Source organism: Trinickia sp. Z7 (genome assembly GCF_056498045.1).
In genome coordinates, this window is sequence record NZ_JAUEQW010000004.1 from 289,939 (window position 1) to 302,807 (window position 12,869).

Sequence of the window (12,869 nt, forward strand, 5' to 3'; positions counted from 1 at the left end):
CCGGCGGGCGAGCGGCGCGCACCGCCACCACGCCAACCCACCCGTTCGGCTCCCTCATGAATCGCTATCCCCTTTGGAAATATGTCTTGATGGCCGTGGCGCTCGTCATCGGCCTTCTCTACACATTGCCCAACTTCTACGGCGAAGCGCCGGCCGTGCAGGTGCTCAGCGGCAAGGCGACGGTCAAGCTCGACACGTCCACCTTCGCTGAAGTCGAAGCGGCGCTCGCGGCCAACCAGATCAAGCCCGACGACATCACGGTCGACACGGCTTCGGCCAACGCCAATATCCGCGTTCGCTTGAAGGACACCGACACGCAGTTGCGCGTGAAGGACGTGTTGCAAAAAGCGCTGAACCCCGATCCCAACGACCCGCAGTTCGTCGTTGCGCTGAATCTGCAAAGCGCGTCGCCACGCTGGCTCACGGCGCTGCACGCGCTGCCGATGTACCTCGGCCTGGACTTGCGCGGCGGCGTTCACTTCCTGATGCAGATCGACATGGCGGGCGCGCTGAACAAGCGCCTCGACTCCGACGCATCGGATGCGCGCACGCTCTTGCGCGACAAGAACATCCGCGAGGGCGGCGTCAATCGCGTCGGTCAATCGATCGTGATCGCCTTCGCCGACCAAGCGACGGCCGACGCAGCCCGCGCTCAGCTCACCCGCGCGGTCACGGAATTGCAATGGACCACGCAAGCGGCCGCCGCGGGCGGCGTGCAGGTGGTCGGCACGTTCGCGCCGGCGCAGCAGCGCGCGGTCGAGGAAGCGGCCGTCAAGCAAAACATCACGACGTTGCACAACCGCGTCAACGAGCTGGGCGTGGCCGAGCCCGTGATCCAGCAGCAAGGCGCCGATCGAATCGTCGTCGAACTGCCGGGCGTGCAAGACACGGCGAAGGCCAAGGAAATCATCGGCCGCACGGCCACGCTCGAGGCGCGCTTGGCCGATCCGGTCAACACCCATCCCGCCCCCGGCGAGGCGGTGCCCCCGGGCGACGAGCTCTTCACCGAAGGCAGCCAAGCGCCGGTGCTGCTGCGCAAGCAAGTGATCTTCACCGGCGACAGCATCATCGACGCCTCGGCCGGCTTCGACGAGCACCAGCGCCCGTCCGTCAACATCCGCCTGAACTCGTCGGCGGGCCGTGCGGTGGCGAGCGTTTCGCGCGACAACATCGGCAAGCCGATGGCGATGGTGCTGTTCGAGAAGGGCAAGGGCCAGGTGCTGACGGTCGCGACGATCCAGTCGGAACTCGGTGATCGCTTCCAAATCACCGGCCAGCCCACGCCGCAAGCGGCCACCGATCTCGCACTGCTGCTGCGCGCGGGCTCGCTCGCCGCACCGATGGATATCATCGAAGAGCGCACGATCGGGCCGAGCCTCGGCGCCGACAACATCAAGAAGGGCTTCGATTCGGTCATTTACGGCTTTGCCGCGATCGCCGTCTTCATGGTCGCCTACTACCTGCTGTTCGGTCTCGTCTCGGTGATCGGCCTGTCGGTGAACCTGCTCTTGCTGATCGCCGTGCTCTCGATGCTGCAAGCGACGCTCACGCTGCCCGGTATCGCCGCTATCGCACTCGCGCTCGGTATGGCGATCGATTCGAACGTGCTCATCAACGAGCGCGTGCGCGAAGAACTGCGCCACGGCGCACCGCCGCAGTTGGCGATTCAGAACGGCTATGCGCACGCTTGGGCGACGATTCTCGATTCGAACGTGACCACGCTGATCGCCGGCCTCGCACTGCTCGCCTTCGGCTCGGGCCCGGTGCGCGGCTTCGCCATCGTCCACTGCATCGGCATCTTGACGTCCATGTTCTCGGCCGTGTTCTTCTCGCGCGGTATCGTCAACGCCTGGTACGGCGGCAAGAAAAAGCTGAAGACGCTCGCGATCGGCCAAGTGTGGCGCCCGGCAGGCGCCGAAGCGATGGGTTATTCGCAACCGCAAGCAAGCCTCGGCGCGGAAGCCGATGCGGATACGGACACGATGCGAGCAACCAAAGCGATCGCCGCGCAACCGAAGAGCAAAGGCGGACGCAGCGGCCCGAAGCCGGTCCTGCGCAATCGCGCGCGCGAGAACGCGGCGCCGCGCAAACCGGGCTCGTCCCGCTAATCGGTTCACGAGGACCGGGAGACAAGGAACATGGAATTTTTCCGCATCCGCAAAGATATTCCCTTCATGCAGCGCGCGTTGATCTTCAACGCGATCTCGTTTTTGACCTTCTTCGCGGCGGTGTTTTTTCTGCTGCATCGCGGGCTGCACCTGTCGGTGGAATTCACTGGCGGCACCGTCATTGAAGTTCAATATCCGCAAGCCGCACAGCTCGAACCGGTCCGCGCGACGCTCGGCACGCTGGGCTATGGCGACGCGCAAGTGCAGACGTTCGGCACGTCGCGCGACGTCATGATTCGACTGCCGTTGAAGCAAGGCTTGACCTCCTCGCAACAGAGCGAGCAGGTCATGACGGCGCTCAAGACGCAAAACGCGTCCGTGCAACTGCAGCGCGTCGAATTCGTCGGCCCTCAGGTGGGCAAGGAGCTCGCCACCGACGGCTTGCTCGCGCTCGCGTGCGTCGTAGCGGGCATCGTCATCTATCTGTCGTTTCGCTTCGAATGGAAGTACGCCGTGGCCGGCGTCATCGCGAACTTGCACGACGTCGTGATCATTCTCGGCTTCTTCGCGTTCTTCCAATGGGAGTTCTCGCTGTCGGTCCTCGCTGCCGTGCTGGCCGTGCTCGGCTACTCGGTGAACGAATCGGTCGTGATCTTCGACCGGATCCGCGAGACGTTCCGCCGCGAACGCAGGATGACGGTGATGGAAGTCATCAACCACGCGATTACGAGCACGATGTCGCGCACGGTCATCACGCACGGTTGCACGCAGATGATGGTGCTGTCGATGTTCTTGTTCGGCGGGCCGACACTGCACTATTTCGCGCTCGCGCTGACGATCGGTATCTGCTTCGGCATTTACTCGTCCGTGTTCGTCGCCGCGGCGCTGGCGATGTGGCTCGGCGTGAAACGTGAAGATTTGCTCAAGGAAAAGAAGCCTCGCCACGACCCGAGCGATCCGAACGCCGGTGCGGAAGTTTGAGCGCTGACCTCTCTGGGCGCTAGCTAACCCGTAGCCTGTTCTAAAAGCTTCGACACAAAAGCTTCGGCACTACTGCGAAAAAGATGTGAAAACGGCGCGCAATGCGGTCTTACCGCTGCGCGCCGTTTTTCTTTGCCCGCTCTTTCGGCGAAGCACGCTCAGCGATTAAGTTCCGCTAGGGTCAGTGGTGGCCGACTTGGCGGCGTGATGGTGATGCCTGGCCGAAGTGCGGGCGTGACTGCTTGCTTTTCCTGCCGCGTGCGTGCGCGTGCTGGCGTCGGCGCCGGTGGCGCTCTTGTCCGTATTCGCCGCGTCCTGCCCGTTCGGCTGAACGGCGCCCTGCGCTCCCATTTGCCCGGATGTCGTCGCACCGGCACCGGTATCGGCAGCGCCCGGCGTCTTCACCCCTGCATTCGCGCCGGAATCCACGCCTGCTTTTGCACCGGCGCCCGCGCCGGTCGCCATGCCGCCCGTGCCGCTCGTATCGGCGCCCGAGGTCGCGCTGAGCGAGGTTTGGCCGCCCAGTGTGCCGGGAGCCGCCGTGCTGCCCGTATCGCTGCCCGCAGCGAATGCCATCGTCGATGCAAGCACCGTCACACCGGTTGCCGCCAAGAGCGTCCAACGCTTCGTCTTCATCATCCGAATCTCCTAAAACAAGTTGCGGTGAGTGGATTCTATGAAGACGCTTCGCTCTCACAAGTTACGGGTTGTTTCGGGACGCAACAGGATGAACGCCGACGGCGCAGTTTCTTATATGGAGCGGCGGTTTTTGCGGCGTCGGCCGTCTCATCAAGTCACACTCTTCACATCTCTTATTATTCGCCGATCCCAAGCGCACCCTTACCTGAACCCAAGCGTCCTGCGCGCCGCAACGAGCGCGACGAAGCTCACCAGCGCGGCGAACATCAAGTAAAAGCTGGGCGCGACCTTCTCACCGGTCGCTCGAATCAGCCAAGCAATGATGAACGGCCCGAAGCCGCCGAAGATCGTCACGGCGATGTTATAGGCCAGGGACATCCCGGTCGTGCGCGTCGCCACGGGGAAGATCTCCGACAGCAGGCCCGGCAACGCCGCAAAATAGCCGGTGACCATCACGCCCATGGCTACTTGCACGGCAATCAGCGCCGCTGCGCTCGGCCGCGCAACGAGCCAGGCGAACGCGGGATAGACGAGCACGAGCATGAGGGCGGCCGAGGTCAGCATCAGGCCTGTGCGGCCAATCTTATCGGACCAATGGCCGACTATCGGCGAACCGACCATCTGGATCAGTCCCGTCAGCACGACGGCCGAAAACGCCACCGACGGCGGCAAGCCCAACTGCTTCACCCCGTAGGTGGGCATGAACAACACCAAGTAAGTCGCCACCGTCCCGAGCACGACGATGCCGATCGCAATCAAGAGGCGCACCTTCTGCCCGGCTAAGGTATCTCGCAGCGGCGATTGCGTCGTTTCCGCGGCGAGAAATTCGGGGGATTCGTCTACACGAGTGCGAATGTAATAAGCGATCGGCCCGAGCAGCAATCCGAACGCGAACGGCACGCGCCAGCCCCAAGCCATCAACTGGTCGGGCGTGAGCGTACTCGTCAGCACGGTGCCGAACACAGCCGCCAGCACGGTCGTGAGCCCTTGGCTCGCCACCTGCCAACTCGCGAAGAAACCGCGTCGATGCGGCACGTGTTCGGCGAGAAACGCCGTCGCGCTGCCGAACTCGCCACCGGCCGAGAAGCCCTGCATCAAACGCGCGAGGACGAGAATGAGTGGCGCCGCAATGCCGATCTGCCGGTAGGTCGGCAACACGACGATGATCGCCGTGCCCAGCATCATCAATAGAATCGAGAGCGTGAGAGCCGCTTTGCGGCCGGCGCGATCGGCATAAGCGCCGATCACGATCGCGCCGAGCGGGCGCATGAAGAAGGACACGCCGAAGGTGCCGAGCGTGAGCAAGAGGGAGACGGCGTCGCTGCCCGCGGGAAAGAACAACTTAGCGATGACGACTGCGAAGAAACCGTACACGACGAGATCGAACCACTCGAGCGCATTGCCGATCGAGGTAGCCACGACGGCGCGCCAAATATGGCCGCGCGAAGTCATCGATGCTGCCGCCAACGTATCACTCATGCCTGTCTCCCTCAAAGGAATCATCGGCGTAGCGCCGCGTGCAGCGAGCGCTTCGCCGTTGCGCCGAATTAGGTGCGTACGCAACCAAACGCACCCCGCTTGGCGGCTGGCGCCAAGTATCGCCCGCAAAAATGACACATGCAACGCGCCGATTCTCACGGGATGAAAAAAACCGCCCGAAGCGAAGGACTCGCGGGCGGTTCTCGACTACGCGTTTGCGTGGCGGCAACGCGGCGCGCCGGGGCGGCTGCGCACCGCCGCAGCCACGCCCGGCCCGGCGGCCGGAGCGAAGTTCGGCGGTTACTGCTTGATGCCTTCCGCTTGAATCTCGAGCTTGGTGTCCATGTTGAAACCGTACGTCTTACCGAAATCGAGGCCGAACTCATCGCGCGGGAAATCGGCCGCCGCCTCGACGCCGCACACTTCACGCTTGAGCATCGGATGCTGCATGCACTTGAACGATCCGATCTTCAGATTGACGGGCTTGCTCACGCCGTGCAACGTCAAGGTGCCGATCACCTCGACGGGCTTGTCGCCATCGAACTTGATTTGCGTGCCTTTGTAAGTTGCCGTCGGATATTCCTTCACGTCGAAGAAATTGGCCTCTTGCAAATGCTCGTTGAGCGTCGCATTGCCGGTGTCGATCGAAGCGGCGTCGATCGTCACGTCCACCGTGCCGGTCTTGCTCTTGCGATCGAGCGTGACCGTGCCCGTGGTCTTCGTAAATTTGCCGCGCCAGACGGACAGGCCGCCGAAGTGGTCCGCGGCGAAGCTCGGGTACGTATGACTCGGGTCGAGTTGATACGTGTCGGCCGCGAAGGCCGGGGTAAGCGAGCCGATCGAAGCAGCGGCCAGCGCTGCGCTAACGAGCGTATGGATCTTCAATGAATTCTCCTAATGGGTAGCCGCCCGGCCGGGCGGCGAGCAAACGATCACGATGCAAGTCCGATGCAGTGCGATCTTGGCAGCGGCTTCACGACTTCTTGGGTACGACGATATGAAACTTGATGGTGACTTCGTCGGCAACCGTGGACGTGTCCTTCCACTCGCCGGTGCCGACATCGAACTTCAAGCGGCTGATCGGCACGGCACCGTCGAATGTCTGCGCGCCGGCCTGCTGAGCGACCGTCATCGGGAAGGTGACGGCCTGCGATTTGCCCTTGATCGTGAGCGTACCGGTCACGTTGTATTTGTTCGGCCCCGCGGAGGCGATCGACGACGACACGAACGTCGCCTTCGGATACGTCTTCGCATCGAACCACTCTTTGCCGCGCACCTGTTCGTTGTAGCTGTCGTCACCCAGGTCGTAGCTGCCGACGTCGACGCTCAACTGCGCGTTTGCCGCCGCCGGCTTGGCCGGATCGAAGCTCACCTTGGCGTCGAACTTCTTGAACTTGCCTTCGACCGGCACGTTCATTTGTTTGGAGGTGGCGCTGATCGTGCTCTTGGCCGCATCGACCTGCGCAAAGGCGAGGCCCGTGGCCGCCATCGACGCGGCCGCGAATGCGGCGATCATGTAGCGGTAAAACGAAGCTTTCATAACGATCCTTGCTGGTTGACGTCGTTTTGCTTTCAGGTTGCTTGTGGGCGGCGCAATCGGATTGATCGATCTCGATAGCGAACCCGCTCTATCTCTGCTTTATTTCAAAAACGGCAGCATCCGAGACAGCAAGCGGTCTCGATCCACCCACTGATGCTTGAGCGCGGCGCCGACGTGGGCCAGCACGAGCGCCGCCAACGTATAGTTCAGCGCGAGGTGCGCCGTCTTGAACACCACCTTGAGCGTCGGATCGGGCGCGATCAGCCGCGGCAACGGTACGATGCCCAGATACACGACGGGCACGTTCGACGCCGAGCTGAACAAGTACCCGGTGATCGGGATGACGATCATCAGCACGTACAGCAACACATGAACGAGGTTCGCGGCCGCTCGCTGCCACGCGGGCATGCCGAGCGGCAAAGGCGGCGCGCGGTGCGTGGCGCGCCATAGAATGCGCAGTGTCGCGAGCGCGAACACCGTCACCCCGATCCACTTGTGCCAGGAGACGTAGCGCAGCTTGGCCGGCGTGAAGCCATGGATGCTCGTCATGATCCAGCCGAGCGCGAAGCCGCAGATCATCAGCGCGGCGATGAGCCAATGCAGGCCGATCGCCGTGGATGTATAACGCTCGTCGTAATCGACGGTAAACAAATCGCGGTGTGTCATTGCCGTGCTGCGAATAGGGTACGGTTGCCATGCTACCCGAAGCCGCTAATTCTTGTGGAGCCGCGCCCGGCATGCAAAGCGTTCGAGTGACGGCCGAGCGTGGCGCGAAAGTTGCCCCGTCCACACTGCGATGTAATGGCCTGCCCAGCGCGGATCGCCCCGCGCGCGTGCGCATTGCACCCCATTTGGTAAGATGGGCGCGGGTTTGCGGGGCGTCGGCGCGTTTTCCGAGCCGCGCACCGAAGGCTCCGGTCTATGAAGGCGACACGCAACCCTTATGAACCGAAACGACCTTATTGCATGTCACGACTGCGACGCACTGTTGCGAAAATCGCTTCATTGCGTGAAGGGAAGCGCACGGTGCCCGCGCTGCGACGCATTGCTCTATCGCCCGAGCGCGGTTCAACTCGAGCGGATCAGCGCGCTCACGCTCGCAGCCTTATTCACGTTTCTCATCGCCCAAGGCTTTCCGATCGTCGAGTTGGAACTGAACGGGGTGACCTCCCAGACGACGCTCACCGGTGCGCTCGTCGCCCTATGGAGCGAAGGGATGGAGCTCGTCGCGGTAGCCGTGTTTTGTTCGACGATCTTGTTTCCGCTGATCGAATTGACCGCGCTGCTCTACGTGTTGATGCCGATCCGTGCCGGCGTCGTGCCGCCCGGCTTCAATCTCGTGCTGCGGGCAATCCAATTCGTGAGGCCCTGGGGGATGATCGAAGTCTTGATGCTCGGCATCCTAGTGACCATCGTGAAAATGACGAGCCTTGCGCGCGTGGTCCCGGAAGCCGCGCTGTTCGCGTTCGGCGCGTTGACGCTGATGCTGGCCGTCGTCGTGCTGTTCGATCCGCGCGCCCTGTGGGACATCGCCGACGGCATCGAGCAACGCAGGTCTCGCAACGCCCAGCGGCGGCACGACGCGACGGCGGGCGCCCCTCGTCGAGGCACGCGCGCCCCATGAGATATCTGAGCGCCGTCCGTTCCGGCATGATCGGCTGCCACGCCTGCGGACAAGTGCAGGCGCGCGAGGCGGCGGCGCGCGGGCGCCCCCCGCAGCGCTGCGCTCGATGCGGCGCGACGCTTCATGCGCGCAACCCCGACAGCATCAGGCGAACTTGGGCGCTGCTCATCGCCGCCGCGATTCTCTACATCCCCGCGAACCTGCTGCCGGTGCTGCACACGGCTTCGCTGTTCGGCAACGAAGACGACACCATCATGAGCGGCGTCGTCTACTTCTGGGTATCGGGCGATTGGCCGCTCGCCGTGATCGTGTTCGTCGCGAGCATCCTCGTGCCGATGCTCAAACTGAGCGTGCTCGCGCTGCTCGCATGGACGACGCAGCGCGGCTCCGACTGGCGCCCGCTCGAGCGCACCAAGCTCTATCGCATCGTGGAGCGCATCGGACGATGGTCGATGCTCGACGTCTTCGTCGTGACGCTGACCGTCGCGCTCGTGCGCTTCAAGTCGCTAGCGGTCATCACCGCGGGCTGGGGCGCGCTCGCCTTCGCCTGTGTCGTCGTGCTCACGATGATGGCGGCGCTCCAATTCGATCCGCGCTTGATCTGGGATTGCGCGCAGACGCGCGGCACGGACGCTTTTCGACGAGACCCCCCACATGAATAGCCCGCAAGGTCAAAGCCCTTCCTCCAACGGCGGCCCGCCGCAAGGCCCCGAGTTGCCGCCCGACCTGCCGGAACCGGTCGTCGCGCCGCGCGGCGGTTGGCTGCCGTCGCTGGTCTGGCTCGTGCCGCTCGTCGCTGCGCTCATCGGTATCGCGCTCGTCGCCAAATCCGTCTTCGATCGCGGCCCCACGATCACCATCAGCTTCACCACCGCCGAGGGGCTCGAACCGGGCAAGACGAAGGTCAAGTACAAGGACGTCGACATCGGCTCGGTGAAGACGATTCGGCTCTCGCGCGATCATTCGCGCGTCCTGGTTTCGGTGCAGCTCACCAAGGAAGCCGAAGACTTCGCGGTGGAAGACACGCGGTTCTGGATCGTGCGCCCGCGCATCGGCACGACCGGCATCACGGGGCTCGGCACCTTGCTGTCGGGCGCCTATATCGGCGTCGATGCGGGCCGCTCGCACGAATCGCAATCGGACTTCGTCGGTCTGGAGAAGCCGCCGGCCGTCACGGGCGATTTGAAAGGGCGCCGTTTCTCGTTGCACGGCGCCTCGCTAGGATCGATCGACATCGGCTCGCCCGTCTATTACCGGCGCGTGCAGGTGGGACAAGTGGTCGGCTTTGCGCTCGATCGAGACGGCACGGGCGTGTCGATCGATGTGTTCGTCGATGCACCCTACGATCAGTACGTCGGCCTCAATTCGCGTTGGTGGCACGCAAGCGGCGTCGATCTGCGGCTCGACTCGAACGGGCTCAAGCTGAACACGCAATCGCTCGCAACGGTCGTGATCGGCGGGCTCGCGTTTCAATCTCCGCCCGGTGAGCGCGTCGGCAACGAAGCGCCCGACGATACGGTCTTCACGCTGGCGGCGAACGAGGGCGATGCGATGCGCGCGCCCGACGGCCCCCCGCTCACCGTGGTCATGAACTTCAATCAGTCGCTGCGCGGCCTGTCGGTCGGCGCAACGGTCGATTTCCGCGGCATCGAGCTGGGCGAGGTCACGGGCATCGGCGTTCAGTACGATCCGAAGGCGCGCGACTTCACGATGCCGGTCACGATGAATCTGTACCCTGACCGCCTCGGCCAGAAGTTCCGCGAATCGGTCGAGCGCGGCGGCGAAGCGGCGGGCAAAGAGTTGCTGCGCACGCTCGTCGCGCACGGCTTGCGCGGCCAATTGCGCACCGGTAACTTGCTGACCAGCCAACTGTACGTGGCGCTCGATCTGTTCCCGAAGGCCGCGCCCGTTTCGCTCGACGTCAACCGCGTGCCGTTCGAGCTGCCGACGGTGCCCAATGCGCTCGAAGAACTACAAGTGCAAGTGGCCGACATCGCGAGAAAGCTCGACCAAATTCCGTTCGACCAACTGAGCAAGAACCTGAACGGCACGCTGCGAAGCGCGAACAGCCTGTTCAAGCAGCTCGACACGCAGTTGGCGCCGCAGGCGCGCGAGACGCTGGCGGCAGCACAGCGCACGTTCGGCGCGGCGCAGTCCACGCTGCAACAGGACTCCCCGCTGCAGTCGGACATGCATCAGGCGCTGACGCAACTCACGCAGACGCTGCAAACGCTCAATGCGCTTGCAGACTACTTGGAACGCCATCCGGAATCGCTGCTGCGCGGCAAAAACAAGGATCCGAAACAGCCATGAAGCTCGACCGATTCGCTCTCCTCGCGCGCCCGGCCGGATCGGCCGCCGTCTGCGCCGCGCTGATCGGCGCGACGCTCCTCTCGGGGTGCGCCTCGCCGCCCGAAAGCCGGTTCTATACGCTCGGCACGGACACGGATGCCGCGCGGCCCGCCGCCGACGAAGCGACCCAGCCCGCGCTTCTGATCGAAGTGCCGACAGTGCAGATGCCTGCACAGGTCGCGCGCAATCAGCTCGTCGTGCAAGACGACGCGACGCGTGTGACCGTCCTCGAGCAAGAACGCTGGGCCTCGCCCCCGGCCGACGAACTGCGACGGGCGCTCTCGGGCGATCTGGCGGCGCGGCTCAGGACCTTGGACGTTTTCGGCTCGCCGCACCCGGAGAACGTGCCCGTCTATCGGATCGCGGTGAACGTGCGCCGGTTCGAATCGTGGCCCGGCTCGCGGGCCGTGCTCGACACCGTCTGGAGTGTGCGCTCACTGAGCACGCAAGCCTTGGTGACGTGCAACACCGTCCAAACGGAAACCGTCGGGCCCGGCTACGACGCGCTCGTTGCGGGGCACCGGCGCGCGATCGGCCGGCTCGCGGATACGATTGCATCGACCGTGCGGGCCTTGGCCTCGGGCGGGCGCCAGCCCGTGTCCGGCGCGAACACCTGCGCAATAGGAGCGCCCTCCGCGGCGAAGGGCGGTGGGACCTAGCAGCAAGGCGGCCGGCGCCGAGCGCCGCCGCGTACAATGACGCCTTTGCACGCTCGGTTTCCCCCATGTCCTCCCCCACTGCGTTCGATTTTTTTGCCCCCTGCCCACGCGGGCTCGAAGCCGCGCTCGCCGCCGAACTTGCGGAGATTGCGCAGCGCTTGCCGAGCGCAGCCGGCGCGCCGCGCTTCGCACCGGGCGCGCAAGTGCCCGGCGGGGTCCACTTCCGCGGCGGTTGGACGGAGGGCATGGCGGCGAATCTGCACTCGCGCATCGCGAGCCGCGTGCTGCTCAAAATTGCCGAGCGGCCCTATCGCAACGAGCAAGACATTTACGCGCTGGCAGCCGAGCAGCAGTGGGAACGCTGGTTTTCGGCGAACGAAACGTTGCGCGTGGACGTCACCGCCATCAAATCGCCGCTGCGCAGCCTCGAATTCGCGACGCTGCGCGTGAAAGACGCCATCTGCGATCGTCTGCGCGGCGTCAGCGGCGCGCGGCCGAGCATCGACACGGCGCAGCCGGACGTGCGCGTCTTCGCATTCCTGACGGCGACGGCCTGCACGCTCTACCTCGATACGTCGGGCGAACCGCTGTTCAAGCGTGGCTGGCGCCTGGACAAAGGCGCCGCGCCCCTGCGCGAAAACTTGGCAGCAGGAATCTTGCGCGTAACCGGTTGGACGCCCGGCACGCCGCTCTACGATCCGATGTGCGGCAGCGGCACGTTCATCGCCGAAGCCGCGCAAATCTCGCTCGGCGTGCCCCCCGGCGTGGAGCGCCGCTTCGGTTTCGAAAAGCTCAAGCAGTACGACGTGTCGGCCTGGCAGGCGATGAAGGTGGCCGCCCTGGACGCCAAGCGCGCCGCCGGCGCGAACCGCGCGCAACTGCCGATCTTCGGCAGCGACATCTCGGGCGACATGCTCGAGAAAGCGCGAGCGAACCTGGCGCGCGCCGGGGTGCCCGGCCTTTGGCTCAAGCAGCTCGACGCGCGCGCGATCGTGCCGCCAACCGACGAGCCGGGCATCATCGTCGCGAACCCGCCTTACGGCGAGCGCATTGCGGTGCGCGGACGCGGTCCGCGCGGCGAAGTGCGCGAGCCGCGTCACGGCGGCCGCGAACCGGGCGTCGAATCGTTCAGCCGCGCTCAGCCCGATGCTGCCGACAGCGAATTCTTCCGCGCCTTCGGCGATGCGCTCAAGCAGCGCTTCACCGGCTGGCGCGCCTTCGTCTTGACTGTCGATCGCTCCCTGCCGGGACAAATGCGGTTGCGCGAATCGACGAAGACGCCGCTGTTCAACGGCGCGCTCGAATGCCGGTTGTTCCGTTTCGATCTCGTGGCGGGCAGCGTCAAGGCGCGTCCGGCGCAGCAAGACCCGCAGGACGCGGCCGGCCAGTGACACCGCCCGCAGGCTGACACGCTCCGCGAAATAGGGACAAGCTGCTGACAGAACGTTGTCAGCAGCGCCGGCGCAGACTCTCTCTTACGCCAACCG

Annotated in this window: 12 protein-coding genes; 7 read left to right on the forward strand and 5 right to left on the reverse strand. The window is 64.6% G+C overall.

The annotated features are described in order from the left end of the window. The first annotated feature begins 56 nt into the window (after positions 1-56). Both secD and secF read left to right on the forward strand, forming a co-directional pair. Positions 57-2,108: a protein translocase subunit SecD gene (secD, locus tag QQS38_RS10085; RefSeq protein ID WP_479645229.1), complete on the forward strand. Its 2,052-nt coding sequence runs from the start codon at positions 57-59 to the stop codon at positions 2,106-2,108. Between the two features lie 30 nt (positions 2,109-2,138). Further along, positions 2,139-3,089 (forward strand): protein translocase subunit SecF, encoded by a 951-nt coding sequence (secF, locus tag QQS38_RS10090; protein WP_479645230.1) that lies wholly within the window; start codon positions 2,139-2,141, stop codon positions 3,087-3,089. Between the two features lie 165 nt (positions 3,090-3,254). On the opposite strand, the gene QQS38_RS10095 is transcribed toward secF, so the two are convergent. From QQS38_RS10095 to QQS38_RS10115, 5 genes are all read right to left on the reverse strand, one after another. Continuing rightward, a complete protein-coding gene (locus tag QQS38_RS10095) occupies positions 3,255-3,728 on the reverse strand; it encodes a hypothetical protein (RefSeq protein WP_479645231.1) in 474 nt (157 codons plus the stop codon). Between the two features lie 201 nt (positions 3,729-3,929). Beyond that, positions 3,930-5,207, reverse strand: coding sequence for an MFS transporter (locus tag QQS38_RS10100; RefSeq protein WP_479645232.1), 1,278 nt, complete (start codon positions 5,205-5,207; stop codon positions 3,930-3,932). Between the two features lie 300 nt (positions 5,208-5,507). Further along, positions 5,508-6,086 (reverse strand): YceI family protein, encoded by a 579-nt coding sequence (locus QQS38_RS10105; protein ID WP_479645377.1) that lies wholly within the window; start codon positions 6,084-6,086, stop codon positions 5,508-5,510. 94 nt (positions 6,087-6,180) lie between these two features. Further along, entirely contained in the window at positions 6,181-6,747 is a 567-nt protein-coding gene (locus tag QQS38_RS10110) for a YceI family protein (protein WP_479645233.1), read from the reverse strand. 99 nt (positions 6,748-6,846) lie between these two features. Further along, a complete protein-coding gene (locus tag QQS38_RS10115) occupies positions 6,847-7,413 on the reverse strand; it encodes a cytochrome b (RefSeq protein ID WP_479645234.1) in 567 nt (188 codons plus the stop codon). A gap of 277 nt (positions 7,414-7,690) precedes the next feature. Here QQS38_RS10115 and QQS38_RS10120 point away from each other — a divergent pair, with 277 nt between their 5' ends. From QQS38_RS10120 to QQS38_RS10140, 5 genes are all read left to right on the forward strand, one after another. Further along, positions 7,691-8,371, forward strand: coding sequence for a paraquat-inducible protein A (locus QQS38_RS10120; protein ID WP_479645235.1), 681 nt, complete (start codon positions 7,691-7,693; stop codon positions 8,369-8,371). Continuing rightward, positions 8,368-9,033: a paraquat-inducible protein A gene (locus tag QQS38_RS10125; RefSeq protein WP_479645236.1), complete on the forward strand. Its 666-nt coding sequence runs from the start codon at positions 8,368-8,370 to the stop codon at positions 9,031-9,033. Before QQS38_RS10120 ends, QQS38_RS10125 begins: the two co-directional genes overlap by 4 nt. Continuing rightward, entirely contained in the window at positions 9,026-10,684 is a 1,659-nt protein-coding gene (locus QQS38_RS10130; RefSeq protein WP_479645237.1) for a PqiB family protein, read from the forward strand. Before QQS38_RS10125 ends, QQS38_RS10130 begins: the two co-directional genes overlap by 8 nt. Further along, positions 10,681-11,382, forward strand: a complete 702-nt coding sequence (locus tag QQS38_RS10135; RefSeq protein ID WP_479645238.1) for a PqiC family protein — start codon at positions 10,681-10,683, stop codon at positions 11,380-11,382. Before QQS38_RS10130 ends, QQS38_RS10135 begins: the two co-directional genes overlap by 4 nt. Before the next feature lie 65 nt (positions 11,383-11,447). Then, on the forward strand, positions 11,448-12,773 hold the full coding sequence (locus QQS38_RS10140; protein ID WP_479645239.1) for a THUMP domain-containing class I SAM-dependent RNA methyltransferase: 1,326 nt from the start codon (positions 11,448-11,450) through the stop codon (positions 12,771-12,773). Positions 12,774-12,869: the final 96 nt, after the last annotated feature.